This window comes from Actinomyces sp. oral taxon 169, from assembly GCF_013394715.1.
Lineage (GTDB): Bacteria > Actinomycetota > Actinomycetes > Actinomycetales > Actinomycetaceae > Actinomyces.
Window position 1 is genome coordinate 2,016,965 of sequence record NZ_CP058259.1, and the last position, 25,407, is coordinate 2,042,371.

Annotated in this window: 17 protein-coding genes; 4 read left to right on the forward strand and 13 right to left on the reverse strand. The window is 69.4% G+C overall.

Going from position 1 to position 25,407, the window contains the following annotated elements:
- Nucleotide 1: 1 nt before the first annotated feature.
- The 7 genes from HW274_RS08645 to arc form a co-directional block, all read right to left on the reverse strand.
- Nucleotides 2-1,849, reverse strand: a complete 1,848-nt coding sequence (locus tag HW274_RS08645; RefSeq protein ID WP_185988601.1) for an ABC transporter ATP-binding protein — start codon at nucleotides 1,847-1,849, stop codon at nucleotides 2-4.
- 10 nt (nucleotides 1,850-1,859) lie between these two features.
- On the reverse strand, nucleotides 1,860-4,193 hold the full coding sequence (locus tag HW274_RS08650) for an ATP-binding cassette domain-containing protein (protein ID WP_185989599.1): 2,334 nt from the start codon (nucleotides 4,191-4,193) through the stop codon (nucleotides 1,860-1,862).
- 70 nt (nucleotides 4,194-4,263) lie between these two features.
- Entirely contained in the window at nucleotides 4,264-4,899 is a 636-nt protein-coding gene (locus tag HW274_RS08655; RefSeq protein ID WP_185988602.1) for an ECF transporter S component, read from the reverse strand.
- Between the two features lie 404 nt (nucleotides 4,900-5,303).
- Nucleotides 5,304-6,848 (reverse strand): proteasome accessory factor PafA2 family protein, encoded by a 1,545-nt coding sequence (locus HW274_RS08660; RefSeq protein ID WP_185988603.1) that lies wholly within the window; start codon nucleotides 6,846-6,848, stop codon nucleotides 5,304-5,306.
- Complete coding sequence (locus HW274_RS08665; RefSeq protein WP_075255146.1) at nucleotides 6,845-7,033, reverse strand: ubiquitin-like protein Pup; 189 nt, start codon at nucleotides 7,031-7,033, stop codon at nucleotides 6,845-6,847. Before HW274_RS08665 ends, HW274_RS08660 begins: the two co-directional genes overlap by 4 nt.
- Nucleotides 7,030-8,805: a proteasome accessory factor PafA2 family protein gene (locus HW274_RS08670; RefSeq protein WP_260679039.1), complete on the reverse strand. Its 1,776-nt coding sequence runs from the start codon at nucleotides 8,803-8,805 to the stop codon at nucleotides 7,030-7,032. Before HW274_RS08670 ends, HW274_RS08665 begins: the two co-directional genes overlap by 4 nt.
- Before the next feature lie 5 nt (nucleotides 8,806-8,810).
- Entirely contained in the window at nucleotides 8,811-10,460 is a 1,650-nt protein-coding gene (gene arc, locus HW274_RS08675) for a proteasome ATPase (protein ID WP_185988604.1), read from the reverse strand.
- A 240-nt stretch (nucleotides 10,461-10,700) separates the two neighbouring features.
- On the opposite strand from arc, the gene valS reads away from it, so the two are divergent.
- Complete coding sequence (gene valS / locus HW274_RS08680; protein ID WP_185988605.1) at nucleotides 10,701-13,517, forward strand: valine--tRNA ligase; 2,817 nt, start codon at nucleotides 10,701-10,703, stop codon at nucleotides 13,515-13,517.
- A 70-nt stretch (nucleotides 13,518-13,587) separates the two neighbouring features.
- On the opposite strand, the gene HW274_RS08685 is transcribed toward valS, so the two are convergent.
- Nucleotides 13,588-14,217, reverse strand: a complete 630-nt coding sequence (locus HW274_RS08685; RefSeq protein ID WP_075255149.1) for a hypothetical protein — start codon at nucleotides 14,215-14,217, stop codon at nucleotides 13,588-13,590.
- Between the two features lie 153 nt (nucleotides 14,218-14,370).
- On the opposite strand from HW274_RS08685, the gene HW274_RS08690 reads away from it, so the two are divergent.
- Nucleotides 14,371-14,916, forward strand: a complete 546-nt coding sequence (locus HW274_RS08690; protein WP_185988606.1) for a GNAT family N-acetyltransferase — start codon at nucleotides 14,371-14,373, stop codon at nucleotides 14,914-14,916.
- A gap of 29 nt (nucleotides 14,917-14,945) precedes the next feature.
- On the opposite strand, the gene HW274_RS08695 is transcribed toward HW274_RS08690, so the two are convergent.
- The 5 genes from HW274_RS08695 to HW274_RS08715 all read right to left on the reverse strand — a co-directional run bounded on the left by HW274_RS08695 (nucleotide 14,946) and on the right by HW274_RS08715 (nucleotide 21,179).
- Entirely contained in the window at nucleotides 14,946-15,959 is a 1,014-nt protein-coding gene (locus tag HW274_RS08695; protein ID WP_075255151.1) for a LacI family DNA-binding transcriptional regulator, read from the reverse strand.
- A complete protein-coding gene (locus HW274_RS08700; RefSeq protein ID WP_075255152.1) occupies nucleotides 15,940-17,718 on the reverse strand; it encodes a glycoside hydrolase family 13 protein in 1,779 nt (592 codons plus the stop codon). Before HW274_RS08700 ends, HW274_RS08695 begins: the two co-directional genes overlap by 20 nt.
- Before the next feature lie 192 nt (nucleotides 17,719-17,910).
- On the reverse strand, nucleotides 17,911-18,774 hold the full coding sequence (locus HW274_RS08705; RefSeq protein WP_060957622.1) for a carbohydrate ABC transporter permease: 864 nt from the start codon (nucleotides 18,772-18,774) through the stop codon (nucleotides 17,911-17,913).
- Complete coding sequence (locus HW274_RS08710) at nucleotides 18,771-19,808, reverse strand: carbohydrate ABC transporter permease (protein WP_010613520.1); 1,038 nt, start codon at nucleotides 19,806-19,808, stop codon at nucleotides 18,771-18,773. Before HW274_RS08710 ends, HW274_RS08705 begins: the two co-directional genes overlap by 4 nt.
- Nucleotides 19,809-19,886: 78 nt before the next feature.
- Complete coding sequence (locus tag HW274_RS08715; RefSeq protein ID WP_075255154.1) at nucleotides 19,887-21,179, reverse strand: ABC transporter substrate-binding protein; 1,293 nt, start codon at nucleotides 21,177-21,179, stop codon at nucleotides 19,887-19,889.
- Nucleotides 21,180-21,491: 312 nt separating this feature from the next.
- Here HW274_RS08715 and HW274_RS08720 point away from each other — a divergent pair, with 312 nt between their 5' ends.
- Together HW274_RS08720 and HW274_RS08725 are read left to right on the forward strand one after the other, a co-directional pair.
- Nucleotides 21,492-23,384: a long-chain fatty acid--CoA ligase gene (locus HW274_RS08720; RefSeq protein WP_185988607.1), complete on the forward strand. Its 1,893-nt coding sequence runs from the start codon at nucleotides 21,492-21,494 to the stop codon at nucleotides 23,382-23,384.
- Between the two features lie 47 nt (nucleotides 23,385-23,431).
- Complete coding sequence (locus HW274_RS08725; protein WP_185988608.1) at nucleotides 23,432-25,333, forward strand: long-chain fatty acid--CoA ligase; 1,902 nt, start codon at nucleotides 23,432-23,434, stop codon at nucleotides 25,331-25,333.
- The last annotated feature ends 74 nt before the right edge of the window (nucleotides 25,334-25,407 follow it).

Genomic DNA, 25,407 nt, shown 5'->3' on the forward strand with positions numbered 1-25,407 from the left:
GTTACCTCTCCTCCTGCCCGGCGGGCTCGGCTCTCAGCTGTTCGACCTGGACGGTCAGTGCGGCGGCGTCGGTCTCCTCGCTCAGGTCCTGGCTGCTCCACATGGCGGCGTAGCGGCCGCCGGCGGCCAGCAGCTCCTCGTGCGTGCCGCGCTCGGTGATGTGTCCGGCGTCGACGACGAGGATCTGGTCTGCGTCGCGGATCGTGGACAGGCGGTGGGCGATGATGATGACGGTCCGCCCGGCTGCGAGCCGGGACAGGGCCTGGTGGATGTCGCGCTCGGAGGCCGGGTCGGCCTGGGCGGTGGCCTCGTCCAGGACGAGGACGGGGGCGTCCTGGAGGTAGGCGCGCGCCAGGGTGATGCGCTGGCGCTCCCCTCCGGAGAGGAATCCGCCTTCCTCACCCAGGATCGTGTCGTAGCCGTGGGGCAGGCGCGCGATGCGCTCATGGATGCAGGCCGCGCGGGCAGCGGCCTCGACATGCTCCCGGGTGGCCTCGGGGCGTCCCAGGGCGATGTTGTCGTGGACGGAGTCGTGGGCCAGGGCCACGTCCTGAAGTACGACCGCCACGCGCGAGAGCAGCCAGGGGAAGGTCGCGTCGCGCACGTCGACGCCGCTGATGCGCACGGCTCCGTCGTCGACGTCGTGGAAGCGGGCGATGAGGCGGACCAGGGTCGACTTGCCCCCGCCGGAGGGGCCGACGAGCGCTGTCACGGTTCCGGGCTCGGCGGTGAAGGAGGCGCCGTGCAGGACCGGGGAGCCGGCCTCGTAGGAGAAGGTGACGTCCTCGACGTCGACGCGCCCGGGGGTGGGTCCCTCGCCCTCGTCATGGGCTCCCTCGGGCATCGGCGGCAGGGAGAGTAGGTCGGCGGTGGCCTGGGCGGCCATCCTGGACTCGTACATGTGCTGCATGAGGCCGATGAGGGTCATGAGTCCCTCCGGCAGCCCGAGGGCCACCAGGAAGAACGGCAGGGTGGCCGACAAGGGCGTCCATCCTTGGGAGGTGAACAGGACGGCCAGGAGTGCGACCGTGGCGAAGACCGTGGAGGGACGCAGGACGGCGGTCATGGCGCTGATGGCCTTCCCGGACCTGCTCACCCACTCGTAGGACAGGCTGGAGAACTCGGTGCGCGCCTGGCTGAAGCGGGTGCGGGAGGCGTCGGTGGCCTGGAAGCCCTTGATCTCCTTGATGCCCTCGAGCATCTCGACGGTCGCGGCGGCCAGCGCGGTCTGAGCGGCGCCGAAGCGCTCAGTGATGTCCGACATGCCCGACATGGTCAGGAGCATCGTTCCCAGGACCAGGACCCACAGCCCCACCAGCGCGCAGGCCAGGCGCCAGTCGGTCCACAGCAGGTAGGCCGTCCCCGCCACCGCCATGACGACGGCGTTGGTGGCGTCACCGGGGACGTGGGCGACGAGGGTGTGGATGGAGGTGGTGTCGTCGCAGACCATCTTGCGGATGGTGCCGTGCGGGATCTGCGCCACCCGCCCCAGGGGCAGGCCGCTGATGGCCTCGATGACTTGTCTGCGCAGGTGGTGGCGCAGCCGGGCCTCGGCCAGGTGCGTGATCCCCAGGCCCGCCAGGTAGAGGGCCTGGGAGGCGAAGAGCGCCCCGACGGCGATGGCTGCCCAGGCCCATGGGCTGCCGCGCCAGCCCTGCGGTGAGGACTCGCCCAGCCAGATGGCCGCCAGGTTGCGCATGGCCTCGAAGGGGACAATGGACAGCAGCGCTCCGAGGGCGGTCAGCAGCCCGGTCGCGATCATGGCCGGGCGCGCCGGTCGGATGAGCTCGCCGACGGTGACGCCTGCGGCCTCCTGGTGACTCGCCTGGTGCATCGGTTGCTTCGGCATGGTTGTCTCCTCAGCGGAGGGTGTTCCAGATGATGAGGGCCAGCGCCCAGGCGAGAACGACGACTCCCCAGTCGCGTCCTCTCCAGGGCTCGTCAGCCATCTCGGTGCGCCGTCGATGGGCGCCGAAGGCACGTGAGTCCATGGACAGGGCAACGCGCTCGGCGTGCTGGATGGCAAGGATCATCAGCGGCAGGATGGAGCCGATCCAACGGACCACGGGCGCGAGCACCCCCCAGCGGCCACCGACCCCGCGCAAAGCCCTGGCGGTACGAAGGAGGACGAAGTCGCCGTGGAAGCGGGTGATGAAGGCGATGGCCGCGGTGCCCGCCGCCCCGAGGCGGTAGGGCATGCGGAAGGTGGTGGTCAGGGTGCGGATGAGGGCCTCGGGGTCGGTGGAGACGCCCGAGAGGAGGACCAGTGCGATGAGCGCGCCGATACCGCTACCCCCCGTCACCGCGTCACCCAGGTCGTAAAGGCGCGCCGCCGTCTCCTGGTGGTGGACCCCGCTGCTGAAGATCCAGGTCATGAGTGCGGTGACCACCCAGGGGGCGATTACCGAGGCCACAGTGCGTCTCAGGGAGGCGCGCGCGGCGACGATGAGGACCGAGGAGGTCAGCAGGATGCCCAGGTTGAGGTGATGGTTGCGCAGGACGAAGACCATCACCATGGCCGGCAGGACCGACGCGAAGAGGGTGAAGGGGTTGAGCGAGGTGAACAGACCTGGCCGTGGCTGGGGCCGGGGCGGCACCGGGGCGGGCTCGAGCAGACCGACGCGCGATTCCGCCGCTCCGGTGCCGGCCGCCCAGGGCAGGGCGACGATATGGGTGCCGTGCTTCAGGGCGAGCTCGAGGTCATGGGTGGCCATGATGACCGTGCGCCCCTGGTGGCGCAGCTGATCGATGAAGTCCATGAGCTCGCAGGTGTTATCCCAGTCCTGCCCGTAGGTGGGCTCGTCGAGGACGACGACGTCGCGCTCCTCGCTGACCATGGTGGCCACCGAGAGCCTGCGGGCCTGACCGCCCGAGAGGGTCAGGGGATGGTGGTCCCGGTGGGCGGTCAGGTGGAACTGCTCAAGGAGCTCATCGACCCGCTCCGGCGAGGTCCCTCCGACAGCGAGCTCGGCCCCGACGGTGGTGGCCACGAACTGGTGCTCAGGATTCTGGAAGACGTATCCAACCAGGTGCCTGCCCTTGCCGACGTCCCGGCCACCGACCACCGCCTTGGGTGCGGTGGAGCGCACGAGTCCGGCCAGGGCGGACAGGATCGAGGACTTACCCGCACCGTTGGGGCCGACCAGCGCCACGAGCTCGCCGCCACCCAGGCGCAGGGACACCTGAGGTGAGCGCCCCGGCACTTCGAGGTCGACCAGCTCGACACTGGTTCTGGACTCGGGCCGGGGGCGGCCTGCGAGCACGTGACGGGTGTCGATGGCCTCGACCTGCTGCCAGCTCTCGGCGGAGCCGGGCGCCTGTTTCTCCAGGTAGCGCACCTCGCCCTCGGCGCACAGGTCGGCGAGCCGGGGCACCCGGATTCCGGCCTCGGCACAGGTCAGCGCCGCCTCCGAGGCCTGCGTCCCCGCGGGGAGGTCGTCGCCGGCTTCACGCAGGGCTCGGGGCATCCACACTCCGACGTCGGTCAGCTCGCGGCGGTGGCTCATGAAGACCTCCCGCGGCGAGCCGACGGCGATGGTCCGCCCGTCGGCGTTGAGGGCCAGGACCTGGTCGACAATGGGCAGTACCGGGTCGAGGTCGTGGTCGATGACGACGACCGCCGTGCCCGAGGCTGTCAAGGAGGAGATGAGGCTGTAGAACTCCTCGCGGCCGGTGGTATCGATGGTGCTGGTCGGCTCGTCGAGCACGAGGAGCTGTGGGCGCATGGCCAGGGCGACGGCGAGCGCGAGTCGCTGACGCTGCCCGCCCGAGAGCGTCCAGGGGTCGTCCCAGATGCGCTCGATGAGTCCCACCGCACGCAGGGCCTGCTCGACCCGCGCGGTGATCTCCGGCCTGGTCAGGCACAGGTTCTGCAGCGGGAAGGCGACGTCGTCGTGGACGGTGCGGGTGACGACGGCGGCGTCGGGGCTCTGGCCGACGTAGGCGACGGTCTGAGCCAGGGTCTGGACGGTGGCGTCGGCGACCTCGGTGCCGGCCAGTCTCAGGCTGCCGGAGTACTCCGAGGGCAGGCAGTGCGGGATGAGGCCGCACAGTGCGCGCACGAGGGTGGTCTTGCCGCAGCCCGAGGGGCCGATGACGGCGGTGACCTGAGTGCGCAGGTGGGTCAGGTCGACGGCGTCCAGGACCCAGCTCTCGCGTCCGAGGTAGTGGACGCTCAGGCCCTCGATGCTCACCAATGCCGGATCGGCCGACTCTCCCAGAGGCTGCTCCACCCCCGGAGCAGCCGGTGCGGCGGGCACTGTCTCAGGCACGGCCGGTCGTGCGTTGATCGATGCCGACGCCGGCGCGGTTGAGCAGTCGGGTCAGGGCAATGGTGAGGCCGCCACCAACCAGGGCCGAGACCACGGCGATGACGACGCCGGCGCTCGCCGAGGCCATACCCGCTGCGGCGCTCATGACGGAGACGTACATGATGCCGTTGAGCAGGCCGAAGGTTGCCGCCGAGATGAGGAAGGACCACCAGGTCCACTTCCGGTAGAGCAGGATGGCCAGGGGCACCTCGACGAAGGCCCCGCCGATGAGGTTGCCGACGATGGCCGCAGGACCCGTCGGAGTGGTGAAGACACTCATGATCCCCATGAGAAGGGCCGCGATCATGACGGCGCCGGGGCGGCGAACGACGGTTGCGGGCAGCAGGTACGGCACGAGCCACAGTCCCATGATCGCGCACCCCAGGAGCACGGCGTCCCGGGAGGCTCCCGCCGCCGGAGCCAGGTAGTTCAGCGGGACCAGGAGGATCATGGAGACGACCGCCAGCGCGGCGATCATCATGAGGTTGCGGGTTCCCAGGGCGGAGTCGGCCAGCCCTGAGCGCGATGAGGTGTGAACCGAGGGCCTGTTCTGCTCGGTGACGACCGGCGTGCGGTTGGTGGTGCTCATGCTTTCTCCTTGCGTGTTCTCACGGGTCACGGTGACCGCTCCGACCTCATGCCGGAGCCCCGGGGCGCGCCTGGGCGGGCACGCCGGCATGATGACCGCACATCTACTCCGCCCCCATCCCGTTTTGCAAATCATTATCATTATTGACTTGCTCAGAGAAATGTCTGACCCGAGCCGCGCATCGACACGTCGAACGAACCAACCCAGAGACATCACCCCGAGAGGCGGCACACCTCGCGGCTTTGGTGAGGCACACCTAAGTGTCTACTCCTTCCCGGGACTTCACGCAAGGGTCGACCAGGCCCCGGGCCGTGAGGGAACACCCGACCCCAGCCGTTGAAAAGACGGGAAAAACCGGTAGCGGACAGCACTCAAGGGCGACGGGGCCCAGGCCCTCAGAAGTCTCAGCCCGGCGCACCCAGGCCGCCGCGGCCCACGAGGTCGATGCGGTGCATCTCCTCGGGACGCAGGCCCAGCACCCGCTGGGTCAGGGACTCGGCGGCCTCGTGGACCGTCTCCAGCGGGTCCGGCAGGTCCACGGGCGCAGTGGGCGGCGAGTCCAGCCGCAAGCTCTCCCAGGAGACGGAGAAGTCGGCACCCACCTCCAAGCAGGCCGCCACGAAGGCCCCCCGGAGGGCAGCGCGCGTGGCCGGGGGAGCCTGGCGGGCACGCTCGATCTCCTCCGGATCGCACAGGTTCACCATGGCCCCTTGGGCGACCAGGCGCGGAACCAGTCCGGTCTCGGCGTTGAGGTCGTGGTAGGCCAGGTCCACCCGCGAGCGCAGGGTCTCCAGGGCCTGGCCGCTCAACTGGGGGTGGCGCTCGCACTGGGCGCGCATGAGGCGGCGCTTAATGGCCCAGTCGATCTCGGTGTCGATGCCGCTGTCGTCGTGGTGGCGCAGCGCGGAGATGACGCGGGGCGCCAGGTCGGTGAGCAGGTGCTCGGCGCCGCGCAGGAAGTCCGGTACTCCGGCGTCGTCCAGGTAGGCGGCCAGTCGTTCCAGGAAGGCCTCCTGGATGTCGACGGCGCTCAGGCTCCGCCCCTGGACGGTGGTGACGGGCACGTCCCCCCAGGGACTCTCCCCCAGTGCGGACAGAGTGGCCAAAGGGTCGACCAGGGTCAGGTCGGTGAAGTCCCAGCCGGCCTCGAGGGCGTCCAGGAGCAGGAGGGTCACAGCGCTGCGCAGGCCCGTTGTCGGCTCGGCCATGGTGGTGTCGGCGCAGGTGACGTGCAGGCGACGTAGGCGGCTGGCGTCGGCGTGGGGCTCGTCGCGGGTGTTGACCAGGGCGCGCTGCCCGGTGGTGTCGGCCGAGGTCAGGGCCTGCAGGTGGGGGGCGCGCGGGGAGAGGCCCCAGGCGGCCTCCTCCCCCACACCACGGCTGCCCTGCTTCGACTCCGTCGGACCGCCTGCCAGTGGGCGCCCGGAGCCGACCAAGGCGGGGCGCGTGGCCAGGAAGGAGGTGAGCACCGCCATGGCGGTCTCACTGCTGGCTCGGGTTGCGTCGTCGGTGACGTCGAGCAGACTGCGGGGCACAGAGTAGCTCTCGTGGCAGCCGTAGGTATGGCCTGCCGAATCGGTGTTGTTGGCCAGGAGGTGGAAGCGGGCCGCGGTTCCCTCCTGGGCGAGGCGCGCGGCGGCGCGCCTGGCCATGTCGGCCAGGATCGCCCGGCCGGCCTGATCCTGGGCGACGAGGTCGCGCACTCTCACGCACTCGGCGGTGGCGTACTCGGGGTGGGCTCCGATGTCGAGGTAGAGGCGACCACCGTTGGGCAGGAAGAGGTTGGTACTGCGGTAGCCGACCGGCCGGTGACGGAAGATGAGCGCCGCCGCTCTCTCGACGTCCGGCAGGTCCGCCTTCGTCTCCTCCGGCGGCCCCACGGGGGCGCACAGGACGCCGAACTCGGTCTCCAGGCCGGTGACTCGCAACCCCGGGATCCTGGTGCTCACTGGCCGCCCTTCTGGACGAAGCCGCGCACGAACTCCTGGGCGTCAACGGCCAGGACGTCGTCGATCATATCCAGCACCGAGTCCAGGCCCTGACCCCGGGCGGGTCCTGCGGGGGCGGGGGTCGGGTCGTCGTCGGGGGCGTGGTCGTCCTGGCGGCTGCGGGACGGCTGGGCGAACTCACTCATGTCTGCTCTCCTGACAGGGTGGCGGATGTGGTCACTGCTTCGGCGGCTCGCCCCGGGTCGCCGGGGCGCTCGCCCGTGAGGCGCGCGAGGACCTCGACGACGTCGGCGGCATCCTTGAGGACCAGCGCTGTGGCGGTGCGGGTGAAGGCCAGGGTGTCGGTCAGGGGCAGGCGGCGCTGGGTCCTCTCACCGGTCTCCAGGACCATGGAGTGCCAACCGGCGGCGACCACCTGCCCGGGGAAGTCGTTCACGAGCCTACCTCTCAGCCAGGCCCGGGTCGTGGTGGGCGGCTGACCGAGGGCCGCCTCCACCATCTCGTCACGGAGCCCGCCGCGCGCGTCGACACCGGCGGGAACCCGCTCGGCCAGGCCCCTCCCGGCCGGGGAGAGCTCTGACCAGGCCAGGTCGACGGCGTGGAGGACGTCGTGTCCGCCGGCGCCCGGATGGCGGCGGGCGGTGGCGTCCAGGAGCTGCTTCTTGGCGACCCACTCCAGGTGCCCGGCCACACCTTGCGACTTCCTAGGCCCGTGGCCACCGGCGCACTGGGCCTGCCGCTCGCGCAGTGAGGCCAGTGAGGCCTCCCAGAAGGCGAGGAGCGCGCCGGTCTCGGCGCCGCCGGTGTCGGCGCCGTCGGCCAGTGCGGCCAGGTCCGGGCGCAGGGGGTCGCCTTGCGGCGCCGGCGCGGGACGGCCGTGGTCCTTCAGGTGGCTGCGCAGCGTCTGCAGGTAGTGCTCCAGGATCTCCAGGGCGCTCAGACGCCGCCCGTCGGCCAGCTCCAGCGTGCCTTGAAGGCGGGTGTCGCGGGAGACCTCCCGGGCCTGGGCCACGGGGTCGGCCAGGCGCAGGCGGCGCCAGGAGGCGGGCACGCCGTCGGCCAGCACCTGGAGGACGAGGGCGGTCATGCCGAGCTTGAGCCAGGCGATGGTGTCGAAGCAGTTGGCGTCGCCTGCCACCAGGTGGAGACGGCGCCAGCGCTGGGGGTCGGCGTGGGGCTCGTCGCGGGTGTTGACCAGGGGGCGGTCCACCGTGGTGCCCAGGCCGACGACCTTCTCCAGGTAGTCGGCCCGCTGACTGATCTGGAAGTCGGCGCCCTGGCCGACAGCGCCGGTGCCGACCCGGCCCGAGCCCACCAGAAGCGGGCGGACCACGAGCAGGGGGACCAGGGCCTGAGTGAGGTCGTCGAAGTCGAGGGCGCGGGGCACGAGGTAGTTCTCATGGGTGCCGTAGGTGGCGCCCTTGCCGTCGACGTTGTTCTTGAACAGCCGGGCCTTGACGCCGCCGCGACGCAGCCGCTCGGCTCCCCTGGCCACCAGGAGGTCCCCCGCCCGGTCGGCCAGGACGGCCTGCGCGGCACCGGTGCACTCGGGTGTGGCGTACTCGGGGTGGCCGTGGTCCACGTAGAGGCGCCCGCCGGTGCCCACGCAGGTGGCGGTGCCGCGCTGCCAGGCCTCCTCCTCGGCGGTCAGGCGCACGACGGCGGTGGTGCGCACCCGCCCGGGAACGGGGGCCTCGACGGAGGCGGCCCCGGGGATGTCGGTGAGCATGGAGGGGTCGGCCGCTGCGCGGTCCATCTCGAAGCCGCGGGCGTCACGCAGGGGGTACTCCCCGGAGTAGTCCCAGCGCACTCCCCGACTGCGCCCCGCCTCACCCTCGGCCTCCAGGCAGGCGGCCACGACGTCCTCCGGCTCGGCCCCAAGGATGCCGTACTCGGTCTCCAGGCCCATGACCGTGACCTCGCGGCCGGGGACCCGCTGGGTGCTCGCCGGCGCCACGGCTCTCACTCCTCCCGCGAGCGCTGGAGCACGCTCATGGAGACCACGGGGGTGCCGCGCCTTCCGCTGACGCGGGCCCAGTCGTCGGGGTGGACGGTGGCGGGCAGGCCCTCGTTCTCCACGATCTCCTCGATGACGGCGCGGCGCAGGTGCTCGGACGTCAGGCCGCGCCTGCCCTTGGTGACCAGATCCTTGACGGCCGCCTTCTTGGCGCGGTCGACGATGTTGGCGAGCATGGCGCCGCTGACGAGGTCGGCGACGTGGAGGATCTCGACCTGCCCGTCGGCGCGGGTGAGCTCGACCATCTCGGTGGCACGGCGGCGGGTGTAGAGGGCCTCGACCACCTGCTCGATGAGGGCGTCCACCGCGCCCTGCGCGTCGCCGTGCGCGGCCAGGAGCTCCTCGCTGATGGGGAGGTCGGGCGTCAGGTAGGTCGCCAGGATCTCGGCGGCGCCGCGCCGGTCCGGCCGGCCGATGCGGATCTTGACGTCGAGGCGGCCCGGCCGCAGGATCGCCGGGTCGATCATGTCCTCGCGGTTGGTGGCGCCGATGACCACGACGTTGTCGAGCTCGTCGACGCCGTCGATCTCGGCGAGCATCTGCGGGACCACGGTGGTCTCCACGTCCGAGGAGCGCCCGGACCCGCGGGTGCGGAACAGGGAGTCCATCTCGTCGAAGAAGACGACGACGGGCACGCCGGTGGCCGCCTTCTCCCGGGCTCGGGCGAAGATGACGCGGATGCGCCGCTCGGTCTCTCCCACGTACTTGTCCAGCAGCTGGGGGCCCTTGATGTTGAGGAAGTAGGCCTCGCCGCGCCCGCCGGCCCCCAGGGAGGCGGCGACGGCCTTGGCGATGAGGGTCTTGCCGCATCCCGGCGGCCCGTACAGCAGCACCCCGCGCGGCGGGGTGAGCCGGTGCTCGCGGTAGAGGTCGGGGTGGAGGAAGGGCAGCTGGACGGCGTCGCGGATGAGCTCGATCTGCTCGCCCAGTCCCCCGATGTCGCCGTATCCGACGTCGGGCACCTCCTCCAGGACGAGCTCCTCGACCTCGGAGCGCACCACGGGGCGCAGCGCCATGCGCACGGCCAGGTCGGCCACGAGGGCGTCGCCGACCCGGGGGCGGTGGTCGCTCAGGGTCTCCGAAAGGCTGAGGACCTGCTCCTCGTCGTGACGGGCCAGGACCAGGACGGTGCCGTCGTCGTAGGTCTCCTTGACGGTGACGACCTCCCCGAAGCGCGGCGAGGGGCAGGTAGCGGTGATGACGAGGTGCTCGTTGAGGACGACGTCGTCACCCGGGTGGAGGGAGGAGGACACGACGGCGGGACCCACGCCCACCCGGTGGCGCCGCCCGGCGATGGAGACGTCGGCGGCGCGCGCGCCTGGGTCCACGGCCAGGACGGTGGCGTGCGCCAGGGGCGGGAGCTGGAGGGCCTTGATGTCCTCGTGCAGGGCCGCCAGCTCCTGGCGCGCCGCCCTGAGGGCGTTGGCCAGGTGGGTGTTCTTGCGGCTGAGCACGCCGGCGTGCTCGCTGAGCTCCCGCAGGCGCTCGGTGACATCCCCTCCGGACTGGCTACCGGCCTGCGCAGACTGGTCCCGGGAGACGCCCGTCAGCGTCTGCGCCACCGGATCCTTGTGCTCCGCCGGTTCCTCATCCATGCGCGTCCTCCTCGACTGCCACCCGGGGCCGCTGCGGTCTCCCCTCGATCCGTGTTGGTACAAGCGTACCAATTCGCGCCCGTTTCGTGACCCGTATCCATGTCTATTCTTCGTGACCCGTATCCATGTCTATTCCATGTCTACTCCTTGTCTGCGCAGAAGGCGGAGCGGCGCCGACGCCCGCCGACCTCACACCGCAGCCGGTCGAGGCCCCGGGCAGCGCCGTGACAGAATCGACCCATGTCTGAGATCCCCACGAGCCACTCCGCTCCCCCGTCATCGTCCAGCCGTCTGCTGCCCTCCGAGCCCCACAGCCCGCGAGTGCCGGCCAAGGTGTCGACCGACGGCCTGGAGACCACCTGGGGCGAGCGCTGGGAGTCCGAGGGGACCTACGCCTTCGACCGCAGCGCCGAGCGCGCCGAGGTCTTCTCCATCGACACCCCGCCGCCGACGGTCTCCGGCTCCCTGCACGTGGGGCACGTCTTCTCCTACACCCACACCGACACCGTGGCCCGCTTCCAGCGCATGCGCGGCAAGGCGGTGTTCTACCCCATGGGCTGGGACGACAATGGCCTGCCCACTGAGCGCCGCGTGCAGAACTACTTCGGGGTGCGCTGCGACCCCTCTCTGCCCTACGACCCGGACTTCACTCCCCCGCACACCGGCGGGGAGGGCAAGTCGATCAAGGCCCGCGACCAGGTGCCGGTCTCGCGTCGCAACTTCGTCGAACTGTGCGAGCGCCTCACGGTGGAGGACGAGAAGCAGTTCGAGGCCCTGTGGCGCAGGCTCGGCCTGAGTGTGGACTGGTCCCACACCTACCAGACCATTGGCGAGCGGGCCCGCAAGGTCGCCCAGACCGCCTTCTTGCATAACCTCGAGCGCGGGGAGGCCTACCAGGCCGCCGCGCCCGGCCTGTGGGACGTCACCTTCCAGACGGCGGTGGCCCAGGCCGAGCTGGAGTCGCGCGAGTATCCCGGCTTCTACCACCGCCTGGCCTTCCACATCGTCGATGAGGCCGCCGCCGCCAAGGCCGAGGCAGCCGGCGCTCCGGTGGAGAACGGCGTCGACGTGTGCATCGAGACCACCCGTCCCGAGCTGCTGCCCGCGTGCGTGGCCCTGGTGGCCCACCCCGACGACGAGCGCTACCAGCCCCTGTTCGGCACCACCGTGTCCTCCCCCGTCTTCGGCGTCGGGGTGCCGGTCCTGCCGCACCCGGCCGCGGAGAAGGACAAGGGCGCCGGCATCGCCATGTGCTGCACCTTCGGTGACACCACGGACATCGACTGGTGGCGCGACCTGCAGCTGCCGCTGCGTGCGATTCTGCGCAAGGACGGGCGCATCGAGACCGAGACCCCCGAGTGGATCACCTCCCAGGCCGGCCGTGAGATGTACGAGGCCATGGCCGGCAAGACCACCTTCTCGGCCCGTGAGGCCCTTGTGGCCCGCCTGGCGCAGACCGGTGAGATGCGCGGTGAGCCCGTCAAGACGGTGCGTCAGACCAACTTCTTCGAGAAGGGCGACAAGCCCCTGGAGATCGTCACCTCCCGCCAGTGGTACATCCGCAACGGCGGCAAGGAGTGGACGAACCCGGCCTCCGGCACCGACCTGCGCGAGGAGCTGCTCGAGCGCGGCCGCCGGCTGGAGTTCCACCCCGACTTCATGCGCGTGCGCTACGAGAACTGGGTGCGCGGCCTCAACAACGACTGGCTGGTCTCGCGTCAGCGCTTCTTCGGCGTCCCCTTCCCGCTGTGGTACCAGGTCGGGGCGGACGGCGAGGTCGACTACGACAAGATTCTGACGCCGGCCGAGTCAGAGCTGCCCGTGGACCCCTCCTCCGACGTCCCGGCCGGCTACACCGAGGACCAGCGCGGCGAGCCCGGTGGTTTCGTCGGCGAGCTCGACATCATGGACACCTGGGCCACATCCTCCCTCTCTCCCCAGCTGGCCTCGGGCTGGCTGAGCGACGAGGACCTCTTCGGCCGGGTCTACCCGATGGACCTGCGCCCGCAGGGGCAGGACATCATCCGCACCTGGCTGTTCACCACGGTGGTGCGCGCGAACCTGGAGTTCGCGGCCCTGCCGTGGACGAATGCCGGCCTGTCGGGCTGGATCCTGGACTCCGACCACAAGAAGATGTCCAAGTCGAAGGGCAATGTCGTCACCCCCATGGGCCTGCTGGAGCAGTACGGCTCCGACGCCGTGCGCTACTGGGCCAGCTCGGCCCGCCTGGGCCTGGACGCGGCCTTCGAGGAGACCCAGATCAAGATCGGCCGTCGCCTGGCCATCAAGGTCCTTAACGCCTCCAAGTTCGCCCTGTCCATGGGGCTCCCCTGGGACGCCGACGAGGCCACTGTGGCCGCGGCCCCCGCCCCCTGCCTGGACGCCTCGGTGGTCAGCGAGCCGATCGACCGTGCGGTCCTGGCGGCTCTGGCCGACGTCGTCGACGCCGCCACGGCGGCCTTCGAGGAGTTCGGTCACGCCCGGGCCCTGGAGGTCACCGAGTCCTTCTTCTGGACCTTCTGCGATGACTACATCGAGCTGGTCAAGGACCGGGCCAATGACTTCGACGGATCTCACGACGCGGCCGCCGTCCGCTCGGCGCGGGCGACGCTGGCGATCGCCGTGGACACCTTCGTGCGCCTGCTGGCCCCCTTCCTGCCCTTCGCGACCGAGGAGGTGTGGAGCTGGTACCGCACCGGCTCGGTGCACCGGGCCGCCTGGCCGCAGTCCGATGGTCTGCGGGAGGCCTCCGCCGGGGCCGACGCCGAGCTGGTGGCCCGCGCGGGAGTCGCCCTGGCGGCACTGCGCAAGGTGAAGTCGGAGGCCAAGACGAGTCAGAAGACGCCGATCCTCTCGGTGACGCTGGCCGTTGCCGCCGACCGGCCCGAGTACGCCGAGGCCATCGAGGCGGTTCGTGCGGACCTGACGGAGGCCGCCAAGGTGACCGGCCCCTTCACCGTGGAGCAGGCCGCCCCGGCAGCCGACTCGGCTGAAGGCGCTTCCCCGGTGGCTGTGACCGCCGCCGAGCTCGGAGAGGCCCCGGCCAAGAAGAAGTGAGCCGCGAGCACCCGGCCCTGTGACGAACGGTGGCGCCGTCCTCCCTCGGGACGGCGCCACCGCTGTCGCTCTAGGGCCTGTCGAGCAGGTTCGCGTCTCCGGTTGTCTGCCGGAGGCTCAGCAGGATCCTGTACTCGATGAGGACGATGGTCACGGCGGCCAGCAGGGCCGCAAGCACGTCGATGCGGCTCTGAGTCACGCAGTCGCGGTTGAGGAAGGGGATGAGTCGGGAGTCGAGTGAGGTCAGGCGCTCCCCGAGGCAGTTCATCGCGTCCCCGTCGTCGTCCTGAATGCCTGCGTTTCCGACCGTGTAGCCCCAGGCGATCCCGATCATCAGTGCGAAGGCGCCGCCGAAAGGCAGCCGGGCGAAGCTACGGGGCAGATGGGCTCGATTCCGCCAGGACAGCGCCACCGCGATGACGGCGATGGAGGCGAACACGATGCTCACCCCCAGCCCCATGAGGTCGGCGCGGTGCTGGATGTCAACGGGAGGGCTAGGGCGAGCCCGGTCGATCGCTTCGTCGCTGGCCACCGAGCGGTCTCGGGCAACATCCCCGGTGAGGACGACGTCGGAGTCGGGTCTGTCCCGCACCGCCTCCTGGGTCCTGGGGACCAGGCACGGAACAACGGCGAGAGCTACCACGGTCAGGACCAGCAGGCCGATGAGAGCGTTGACCACGCGCGTTCTGCTCAGCGCCATCCCCTCTCCTCCAACATCTCACGCTCATCGTCGAGTCTGGCACAGTAGGCGCTTTCTCAGATGGTGTTACCTCAACCACTGCGACCTGTCGTTACCGAACCCCGCTGTCCAGACGGTCGGACCTCCAGGCGGGGTCTTCTTACACTGGCCTCCATGACGATCAACCTGAAGCCCCTGGAAGCCGCCGACCGCGAGTCCTTCATCGCCGACCTGCAGGAGGCCTTCGAGCACTTCGTGGGCGACGCACGAGCCTCATTCATCGACGTATCCCTCCCCGAGGACGGAACCGTCTACCCAGCCGCCTCTCCGATCCTTCCGCGAGAAGACATTGAAGAGTCGCTCAGCAGGTCCGAGGTCCAGGCCCTGCGCATCATCGAGGAAGGTACTCCAGTCGGCGGCGTCATGCTCTCAGTGAAGGGAGATCGCGGAGAGATCGAGATTCTCGCGATCAATGCGAGCACGCACGGACGCGGCATCGGCGCACGCGCATGGACCGCCATCGAGGAGGCGTACCCCGACGTGCGGGAGTGGGAGCTGGTGACCCCTTACTTCGAGGTACGCAACATCCACTTCTACGTCAACAAGTGCGGTTTTCACATCGTGGAGTTCTTCAATGAGCACCACCCCGCCCCCTTCGACTCGGGCATGGACAAAGACCTCTCCTTCCGATTCGTCAAGTATGTGGGGCTCCCGGAGTAGGGGGTGGAAGGGATCCGTAGCGGCTCGAGCTACTCCTGACGGCGCGCTGTGGTCCCACGGTCGGTGAGGACGGCGGGCATGAGCCCTCGGTACTGGGCCTGGTCCGGTTCTCCTCTGAGGCATCTGAGCAGGAGCGAGCCCGCCTCGGCCCCCATGACCTCACGGTCCACACTGAGCTCACTGAAGGCCTCCCCATGGCGGCCGCTGCCCTGGGTGATCCCGAGGGTGAGCACGGACAAGTCGGCGGGAACGGACAACCCGTGGGCCTGCGCCGCGCAGGCCAGTCCCACCACGGCGGCGGGGTTGTTGGACAGGACTGCGCTGCACCCCTCGATGAGGCCCTCGGCCTCCACGATCTCGGCGCCGGCCAGCGCCGCCTCCGGCACCTGACGCACCAGGACCTCCACCCCCAGCTCCTGGGCGGCGCGCAGGAGCTCGCGGGCCTGGTCCTGGCGGGCGTGAGCGTCATCGGATGCGGTCTCCCGCATGAGCGCGACGATACGACGGTGCCCGAGCCCGGACAGGTGCTCCACGCCGGCGCGGGCCATCTGAGCGAAGTCCGCGTCAATGCCGGGCGCCCCACCGGCGCGATCCGAGGAGCCGATGAGGACGGTGGGGACCTTCTCCTCCAGCAGCATCGCCTCGCGGTCATCACCGTCAGCCACGTCCATGAGAACCACCCCGCCCAGGGCGCCGGAGCGCACAAGCGAGCGCAGCTCGATCAGCGGCGCCGAGGAAGTCATGACCGGGATGACGACCTGGATTCCGCTGGGCGCCAGTGCGCGACGCACACCATCGACGTAGTCCAGGTCGTTGGCGTCAATGGTGGAGCGCTGGCGCCGGAACAGGACACCCACGGTACGCAGCACCGGCGAGGCCAGTGAGCGGGCGGCGGTGTTGGGGTGGTAGTCGAGCTCGCGCACGGCCCGCATGACCCGATCCCGCGTGCTCGAGCGCGTCGAGCGCTGACCGGTCAGAACGTAGGTGACGGTCGAGGGCGACACCCCCGCCGCCCGGGCCACATCAGCGCGGGTCGCCGCCATCGGTTCCTCCGGCGGACGCATCCAGCCAGCAGGCGCCGTTGGGCGGTACGACGACGGCACCCGCAGCCTCCACGGTATTCGCTGCAGTCGACCCGTCAGTCTCGCTCCGGCGCCAGGAGGTGATGAGGGTCCTGCCGACCCCCTCGATCGTCACCGGCTGCTCGGTGGTGTTGAGGACGATCGCGGTAATGCCATTGCGCAGGTGCAGGACCCCGGGCTCGCTGTCCAGCCACTCCACTGACCCACGCCCGAGTCGGAGCTCGCGGCGCAGGGCGATGGACCGCCGGTACAGGGTGAGGGTGGAGTGCTCGCGTCCCTCCTGGGCCTGGGGCGAGTACTCGCCCCAGCCCTCGGGTTGAGGCAGCCAGGTACGGCCGCTGGCGTTGTAGCCGTAGGAGGCCCCGTCCCGCGTCCAGGGCAGAGGGACCCGGCAGCCGTCGCGCCCCGGTACGAGGTGGTTGGTGCGCTCCCACAGGGGGTCCTGGCGGGCCTCGTCCTCCATGGTGGTGTGCTCGGGCAGGCCCAGCTCCTCGCCCTGGTAGAGGTAGGCGCTGCCGGGCAGTCCCAGCATGAACAGGGTCGCGGCGCGCGCCCGGGCCAGGCCAAGCTCGGCGTCGGGCTGGGGATCCTTGGGGCCGATCCCGGGGTCGGTGTCCATGTCGGCGGGATAGGCCAGGCGGGAGGCGTGGCGCACGACGTCGTGGTTGGACAGCACCCAGGTGGCGGGCGCCCCCACGGCGCCGTACTCGCTCAGGGAGACGTCGATGACGCGGCGCAGCGCGTCGGCGTCCCATCCGGCACCCAGGAAGGGGAAGTTGAAGGCCTGGCTCATCTCGTCGGCTCGCACGTACTGGGCGGCATCGGCCTCCGTGGGCACCCAGGCCTCGGCGACCAGGAGGATGTCCTGACCGACCTCGTCCAGGACACGGCGCCACTCGCGGTAGATGTCGTGGACCCCGGGCTGGTTGAAGGCGGGTCCGACATCGGGCAGCTTCTCGTGGGCCGTGTCCTCATCCGGGGAGGCGGCAATATTCCACCGGTCGGGGCCGAGGTCGTCGTCGGGCAGGCCCTCGGCCTTGACCAGGCCGTGGGCGACGTCCACGCGGAAGCCCTCGACACCACGCTCCACCCAGAAGCGCAGGAAGGTGCGGAAGTGCTCGTGGACGTCCACGTTGGACCAGTTGAAGTCGGGTTGCTCGGCTGCGAACAGGTGGAGGTAGTACCAGCCCCGGTCCTCGCTACGGCCGGTGAGCGGCTCCACCGGCTGCCAGGCCGGCCCGCCGAAGAGCGAGCCCCAGTTGTTCGGTGCGCCGTCGTCACTGTGGCGGAAGATGTAGCGGTCGCGCTTGGGAGACCCCGGACCCGCCTCCAAGGCGGCGCGGAACCAGGCGTGCTGGTCGGAGGAGTGGTTGGGGACCAGGTCGACGATGACGCGAATGCCGGCCTCGTGGAGGTCGGCGATGAGGGCGTCGAGGTCCCGCAGGGAGCCGTACTCGGGGGCCAGATCGAAGTAGTCCGAGACGTCGTAGCCGGCGTCGACCTGGGGCGAGGGGTAGAAGGGCGAGAGCCACACGGCGTCCACGCCGAGGGCCACCAGGTGGTCGATGTGCTCCCGGATCCCCTGGATATCGCCGATGCCGTCACCGTTGGCGTCGGCGAAGGAGCGGGGGTAAATCTGGTAGATGACGGCATCACGCCACCAGGCGTCGGTGTCGGTGCGCGGTAGGCGGCCCTGGGGGCGGGCACTGGTCGAGGTCATGATCAGGTCCTGGTCGGGCAGCGGCGCTGCGGCCGAGTGAATGGAAACAGGGATGGCGGGGTGGAGGCTGGAGGCATCCAGCCTAGTCCCGAACACTCTCTGTGGGGCGGCAGCGCGGCGGTGGTGCCGCCCCACAGAGACGAACGGGTGATGGGCGGGCTCTCCAGTGAGCCGAGCCCGGACTGAGCTGCCCTACTGCTTGAGTCCTCCTGCGGCCAGTCCGGCCACGATCCGGCGCTGGAAGAGCAGCACCATGATGACCAGCGGTAGCGTCATGATGACTCCGGCCGCCATCTGGGAACCGAAGGGCGTATCGAACTGGGACTCCCCGGTGAACTTTGACAGCAGCACCGTGGCCGGCTGCATGGAGGGGTTGACGATCATCGTGACGGCCACGAGGAACTCGTTCCAGGCGCCGATGAAGATGATGATGGCCGTGGTGAAGATTCCCGGCGCGGCCAGCGGGAGGATGACCTTGCGGAAGGCCTGGCCGGGGGTGCACCCGTCAACCATGGCGGACTGCTCGAGCTCCTGGGGCATCTGCCGGAAGAAGCTCGTCAGGTTCCACACCGCCAGCGGCAGGGAGAAGGACAGATCCGGGACGATCATCGCCTGGTAGGTGTCCGTCCAGCCCCAGGCGGCGAAGTTCTTCAGCAGGGGCACAATGATGGCCACGAGCGGGAACATCGAGGTGGCGATGATGAGGAGCATCAGCACCCCCTTACCCCGGAAGTCGAGGCGCGCCAGGGCGTAGGCGGTGAAGGTCGCCACCGCCAGCGCCACGATCGTCACGATGATCGAGACGACCAGGGAGTTGATGAGACCGTTGGCGAAGTCGTTCTTCTCAGAGAAGACCGCCTTGTAGTTCTCCAGCGAGGGGTGCCGGGGCCACCAGCTGTTCTCGAAGATCTCCTTGTCGTTGCGCAGCGAGGAGACCAGCATCCAGTAGAAGGGCGCCAGGCAGTAGATGACGATGAGGACGATACCGACGGTGGAGAAGACCTTTCCCCAGTCCCTCTTGGTCTTGTTGAGCGGTGCGGCGGTGGAGGTGCTCATGCCTGCTGGCTCCTTTCAGTAGCCGTCTGGGAGGCCGGGGTGGAGGAGCCGGAGCGCTTGAAGAAGGCGCTGACCGGCAGCTTGCGCTCATTGCGCTTGCGCCGAGCCTCGTCGTTGCCGCTGATGTCAGTGTTGGTGATCTTCAAGAACGCGACCGCGAAGACGAAGACATAGAGGAACAGGATGAGGGCATAGGCCGCGGCACTGCCGTAGCGCGAGTTGGAGCTCTCGTCCTGTACCAGCATGGAGAGGGTCTCCACGCTGCCCTTCCTGGGGCCGATGAGGATGTAGGGCAGGTCGAACATACGCAGGGCGTCCAGGGCGCGGAAGACCACGGCCACGACGAGCGCGGGCTTGACCAGTGGCAGGGTGATGGAGGTGAAGCGCTTCCAGGCGCTGGCGCCGTCGATCTTGGCGGCCTCGTAGACCTCATCGGGGATGAGCTGAAGCCCGGCCAGGGTGAGCAGCCCGATGTAGGGTGCCGTCTTCCACACGTCGGCGATGATGATGGCCGCCTTGGCACTCAGGTCCCCCGAGGCCCACATGACGTGCCGTCCCAGGATGGCGTTCGCAACGCCGTTCTGGTTGAAGATCCAGCCCCACAGGATGGCGGAGACGGCGGTGGGAATCGCCCAGGGCACGAGGATGGAGGCGCGCACGATGCCGCGCCCCTTCATCGCCTTGTGCATGATGAGCGCCATGGCCACACCCAGAACGGTCTCCAGGACCACGGTGACCACGCCGAAGAGGGTCGTGTTGTAGAAGGCGACCCAGAACCGCTCACCGGCGCTGGAGAAGATGTCGGTGTAGTTCTTCAGGCCCACAAAGGGCTCGATGGTGGAGAAGAAGCCGTTGTCCTCCAGCCGGGGCCGCCCGAAGAGCGACTGGTAGAGGGACTGCGCGATGGGGATGAGGATGACGATCGTCAGTACCAGCACCGTGGGCGAGATGAGTATCCAGGCCAGACGGGCCTGGGCCTTGGAGCTCTTGGACTGGTGATTGACGACTTGTTCGGAGTGCGTCGTGGTACTCATGACTGTCCTTTGACCGTCCTTACTGACATGACCGGGTTCACGAGGGGCCGCCGCAAGGCGGTCACCGTATCGGGACTCTTAGCCCTCCAGCTTCTTCAGGCTGCTGCTCAGGCCGGCGATAACGTCCTTGGCCGCCCTGCCCCCCGGCTGCTGGATCGCAGGGTAGATGCTGTCCTGAATCTTGGCGGTGACGTCGCCGTAGTAGACGGCCTGGGGACGGCTCTTGGCGTTCTCGAGGCTCTTCTTGAGAATCGGCAGGTAGGGGAATTCCTTGAGGAGCTCGGGGTCGTCGTAGAGGGATCCAAGGATCGGAGCGTTCGCCTGGGCCTTGAGGGAATAGCGCTGGGAGTCCTCGTTGATCCACCACTTGAGGAACTTCAAGGCGGTTTCCTTGTTCTTGGAACCCTTGGTGATGGCGCAGTTGTGCCCACCCAGGGTCGGCACGAATGGCTTGCCATCGATGCTCGGCAGGGCGGCGACGTCGAACTTGTCCGGCCCCAGGGACTTCTTGTTGTTGGCGTACTGGTAGGGCCACTGACGGTAGAAGAGGAGGTCGCCCGACTCGAAGGCGTTACGACCGTCCTCCTCCTTCCACTCCAGGGACTCCTTGGGGATGTAGCCCTGGGAGAAGCCGTCGATGAGCCACTGCAGGCCGGCGACCGACTCGGTGGAGTCAACGATGACCTGGGCGTCGTCGTTGTAGAACCCACCTCCGGCGGAGTGGATGAACTCCGAGGCGCAGCAGGTCAGCCCCTCGTACTTGGCGAACTGGCCGCCGAACCCACCAATGTTCTTGTGCTCGGGAAGGGCCCGGACCTTGTCGATGGCAGCCTTGACCTCGTCCCAGGTCGTGGGGACCGCGACGCCGGCCTGAGCCAGGAAGTCCTTGCGGTAGAACATCACCGGCGCATCGGTGGCATGGGGGACGGCGAAGAGCCTGTCCTTGTACACGCCCGTCTTCCAGACGGGTTCCAGGATGTCGTCATTCTTGAGCTCGTCTTGGGGCAGCTCGACCACCCACCGGTTGGCGGCGAACTCGGAGACCCAGACGTTGTCCAGGGAGACGACGTCGTAAGCGTTGGAGTTGATCCTGACGGCATTGATGAACGAGGTGCGCTGCTGGTCGGCCTCGGCGGAGAGCTCGATGAGCTTGACCTCCTCGCCGGGATGAGCCTTGTTCCACTCATCGATCCTGGCCTGCACCTTGCCACCCGAGTTGTCCTTGCCCTGGACCCAGGTGATTGGTCCAGTGCCTTCAAAAGTGACGGGGCCGTCGTCGTCTCCGTGGGAGGTGGCGCAGGCCCCGACGGAGGCCAGTGCCGCAGCCAGGGCCGAGCCCTGGATGAACTGACGACGGGGTAGGGGTGTCATGTGTGTTTCCTCCTTGAAACTGCTGCGAAGCCCACCGGCTCCGTTCCGGAAGGACCCACATCGTCGACGCGCGTCGACTAGGGCATGAGATGCACGTTACACATCTGCAACCGACCGGTCAAACCTAATCCGCGCTTGTCGTCCCGGAATCCTTGAGAGGAACCTCCGAACCGCGGACTGCCCTCCCGCCACCCGCACCCCGCGATCCCCACGAGACCACCGCGTACCGCCTGTGAAAACCTCCACAGCACCGCTCTCCTTCTCTCACCTCAACGGTGCGCCGCCCTGACCGTCGCCTGACACAATGAGGCCGTGAGCTCTCACCCCTCCTCGCCCCAGGCCACCAGCACCAGGCCGCCGCGCTATCCCGGCCACATGGCCGGCGGGGTCTCCAGCACCGAGATCCCCTTCCAGCCCGAGGCGCACTGGTCGGTGCCGTGGCTGCTCGCCGACCGCATCGCCCGCAGCGGCGACCGGCCACTGGTGGCCCGCAAGTCGCCCCTGTCGGGGGACTGGCAGGAGGTCTCGGCCCGAGCCTTCGGCGAGGAGGTGGCCCACGTGGCCGCGGGTCTCATCGGCATGGGGCTGGAGGCGGGCACCGCCGTCGGCATCATGGCGCACACCTCCTACGACTGGTTCCTCCTGGACATGGCCATCGCCCGCGCGGGCCTCATCTCCGTGCCCATCTACGAGACGAGCTCGGCCGAGCAGGTCGAGTGGATCGTCACCGACGCCGACGTGCGTGTGGTCATCACCGAGAGCGGCACGCTGGCCGAGCTCGTGCGCGGCGCCGTCGCCGGTATCGAGCAGCCGGTGAGGGTCCTCGCCCTGGACGCCGACGCGATCACCACCATCGTCCAGGCGGGCTCGGGCGTCAGCCCCTCCCAGGTCGACCAGCGCTCCAACGCCCTCACGGTCGACGACGTCTACTCCATCATCTACACCTCCGGCACCACGGGCCGCCCCAAGGGCGTCGAGTTCACCCACCGCAACGCCGTCGGCATCCCGTATCACGGGGTGCGCTACCTGCCCGGAGTCCTGTGGGGCACCAACGTGCGCCTGCTGCTGTTCCTGCCGCTGGCACACGTCTACGCCCGCTGCCTCCAGCTGCTGTCCCTGGCCGGTGAGGGCGTGCTGGGCCACACCCCCGACGCCAAGACCCTCCTGCCCGACCTGCAGTCCTTCGCTCCCTCCTACATCCTGGCCGTCCCACGCGTCCTGGAGAAGATCTACAACGCCGCCGACGCCAAGGCCGGCAGCGGCGCCAAGCTCAAGCTGTTCCGTTGGGCCGCCAAGGTCGCCATCGCCTACTCCCGCGCTCTGGACACCCCTCAGGGCCCCTCCCGCGGCCTGCGTCGGGCGCACGCCATGGCCGACCGTCTCGTCTTCCGCAAGATCCGGGGACTCATGGGGCCCAACGCCCGTTTCATCATCTCCGGCGGAGGGCCGCTGGGGCAGCGCCTGGGGCACTTCTACCGTGGCCTGGGCCTGGCTATCCTGGAGGGCTACGGCCTGACCGAGACCATCGGCCCGGTCAGCGTCAACACCGACTGGCTCAACAAGATCGGCACCGTCGGTCCACCCGTCTGCGGCAACGAGATCCGCATCGGTGAGGACGAGGAGATCCAGGTCCGCGGTATCGGAGTCTTCTCCACCTACCACAACAACCCCTCGGCCACCGCCGAGGCCTTCACCGCCGACGGCTGGTTCCGCACCGGCGACATCGGCGCCCTCGACGAGGACGGCTACCTGCGCATCACCGGACGCAAGAAGGAGCTCATCGTCACCGCCGGAGGCAAGAACGTCGCCCCCGCCCAGCTCGAGGACCGCCTGCGCGGCCACCCGCTCATCAGCCAGGTACTCGTCATCGGGGACGGAGAGCCCTTCATCTCCGCGCTCATCACCCTGGACAAGGAGATGCTCCCCCAGTGGCTGCGCAACCACGGGCTGGCGGCGATGGACGTGGTCGAGGCCTCCTCCCACCCGCAGGTGCTCGCCGCCCTGGACCGGGCCGTGGCGCGCACGAACCGCGCGGTCTCCCGGGCCGAGTCGATCCGTACCTTCCGGGTGCTGGCCACCGACTTCACCGAGGCCAACGGCCTGCTCACCCCGTCGCTGAAGGTCAAGCGCGGCCCGGTCATGGAGGCCCACGCCGACGTCATCGCGGACATCTACAGCGCCACGCGCAAAGGACCGCAGGAGTAAACGGGGGCAAGCCTCGCCGGTGGCCGCGGGCGGGCATACTTGCCACCATGACCGACGCCTCCACCCGACCGGCCGACCCCAGCCCCTCCGCCTCGTTAGAGGAGCACGCCACCGAGCTCCTGGTGCCGGTTCACGACGGCATGACGACGCCCTGGGCGCTGGCCGAGCGCGTGCGCCGCAGTCCCGACGGCGGGCTCATCGCCCGCAAGTCCCCCTTGGGGCGGCGCTGGCGAGAGATGAGCGCCAGCGCCTTCCGCACCCAGGTGCGTGAGGTGGCCGCGGGTCTGGTGGCCCGAGGTCTTCAGCCCGGAGACGCCATCGGCATCATGTCGCACACGTCGTATGAGTGGACGCTTCTGGACTTCGCCGCCTGGGAGGCGGGCCTCGTCGTCGTCCCCGTCTACGAGACCTCCTCGGCCGAGCAGGCCCAGTGGATCCTCACCGACGCCGGCGTGAAGCTCATCGTCGTGGAGAACGAGGCCATGGCCTCCATGGTCGGCGCGCTGACCTCCACCGTGCCCGAGCTGGAGAGCCTGCAGGTGCTGTGCGTCGAGCGAGAGGACGTCCTGGGGCTCATCAAGGCCGGTCGAGGCGTGGATGCCGGCGAGCTCGACCGGCGCAGCGCGGCCCTGACCTCACAGTCCCTGGCCACCATCGTCTACACCTCCGGCACGACCGGCCGCCCCAAGGGCGTCGAGCTCAGCCACGGCAACCTCGTGCACCTGTGCGTCAACGTCTGCCCGCACGTACCCGAGGTTCTGGGCGGGGACGAGGTCCGTTTCCTGCTGTTCCTGCCCCTGGCCCACGTGCTCGGCCGGTTTGTGGAGATCGCGGTCGTCTGCTCACGCGCGGGCGTGTTGGGGCACGTGCCCGACGTGCGTAATCTCCTCAACGACCTGGGCTCCTTCCGCCCCACCGCGGTCCTGGCCGTCCCCCGGGTGTTCGAGAAGATCTATAACGCCGCCGATGCCAAGGCGACCGGCGCCAAGCAGAAGGTCTTCCGCCTGGCGGCCAAGACCGCGATCGCGTACTCCCGGGCCCTGGACACCCCGCAGGGCCCGTCACGCCGGCTCAGGGCTCAGCGCGCCGCCTTCGACAAGCTCGTCTTCTCCACCCTGCGCTCCGTACTGGGAGGGCAGGTCACGCACGTCATCTCCGGAGGCGGGCCTCTGGGCGAGCGCCTGGGACACTTCTACCGCGGCGCCGGAGTCACCGTCCTGGAGGGCTACGGCCTGACCGAGACCATGGGTCCGTGCAGCGTCAACCTGCCCCAGGCCACCCGGATCGGGACTGTCGGCACCCCACTGCCCGGCTGCTCGCTCCGTCTGGCCGACGACGGGGAGATCCTGGTCCGGGGCATCGGCACCTTCACGGGATACCACAACAACCCCGAGGCCACGGCCGAGGCCTTCACCGACGACGGCTGGTTGCGCACCGGGGACATCGGCTCCTTCGAAGGCGCCGAGGGCTTCCTGCGGATCACCGGGCGCAAGAAGGAGCTCATCGTCACCGCCGGCGGGAAGAACGTCGCCCCGGCCCCTCTGGAGGACCGCCTGCGGGGTCACCCGCTGGTCAGCCAAGTACTCATCGTCGGGGAGAACCGTCCCTGCATCGGTGCACTGCTCACCCTGGATGCGGAGATGCTGCCACTGTGGCTGTCCTCCCACGGCCTGGAGGAGATGACGGTTGTCGACGCCGCCCGGGACCCGCGGGTACGCGCCGCCCTGGAGAAGGCGGTGGGCCGGGCCAACGAGGCGGTCTCACGGGCGGAGTCGATCCGCACCTTCGAGGTGCTACCCACGGACTTCACCGTGGCCAACGGCTTGCTGACTCCCTCGCTCAAGGTACGTCGCGCCGAGGCGGAGAAGCGCTTCTCGGCCGAGATCGAGGCTCTCTACACGCGCACGCCGCTCGTCCCCAGCACCACCGTCTCACCGTCACAGGACTGAAAGCCGCTGCGAGAGCCCACTGGGCTCAGTCCGCCGGCTGCTCCCGGACCGCGCACCTACTCGCCTCAACGGTT

Coding starts and splice junctions, on each gene's coding strand:
- HW274_RS08655 (WP_185988602.1), bottom strand. CDS start 4,899: ATGAGCACCACCAACCGCACGCCGGTCGTCACCGAGCAGAACAGGCCC.
- HW274_RS08695 (WP_075255151.1), bottom strand. CDS start 15,959: ATGGCGGCGACCCGCGCTGATGTGGCCCGGGCGGCGGGGGTGTCGCCC.
- HW274_RS08700 (WP_075255152.1), bottom strand. CDS start 17,718: ATGACCTCGACCAGTGCCCGCCCCCAGGGCCGCCTACCGCGCACCGAC.
- HW274_RS08645 (WP_185988601.1), bottom strand. CDS start 1,849: ATGCCGAAGCAACCGATGCACCAGGCGAGTCACCAGGAGGCCGCAGGC.
- HW274_RS08705 (WP_060957622.1), bottom strand. CDS start 18,774: ATGAGCACCTCCACCGCCGCACCGCTCAACAAGACCAAGAGGGACTGG.
- HW274_RS08685 (WP_075255149.1), bottom strand. CDS start 14,217: ATGGCGCTGAGCAGAACGCGCGTGGTCAACGCTCTCATCGGCCTGCTG.
- HW274_RS08715 (WP_075255154.1), bottom strand. CDS start 21,179: ATGACACCCCTACCCCGTCGTCAGTTCATCCAGGGCTCGGCCCTGGCT.
- HW274_RS08710 (WP_010613520.1), bottom strand. CDS start 19,808: ATGAGTACCACGACGCACTCCGAACAAGTCGTCAATCACCAGTCCAAG.
- HW274_RS08690 (WP_185988606.1), top strand. CDS start 14,371: ATGACGATCAACCTGAAGCCCCTGGAAGCCGCCGACCGCGAGTCCTTC.
- HW274_RS08665 (WP_075255146.1), bottom strand. CDS start 7,033: ATGAGTGAGTTCGCCCAGCCGTCCCGCAGCCGCCAGGACGACCACGCC.
- HW274_RS08725 (WP_185988608.1), top strand. CDS start 23,432: ATGACCGACGCCTCCACCCGACCGGCCGACCCCAGCCCCTCCGCCTCG.
- valS (WP_185988605.1), top strand. CDS start 10,701: ATGTCTGAGATCCCCACGAGCCACTCCGCTCCCCCGTCATCGTCCAGC.
- arc (WP_185988604.1), bottom strand. CDS start 10,460: ATGGATGAGGAACCGGCGGAGCACAAGGATCCGGTGGCGCAGACGCTG.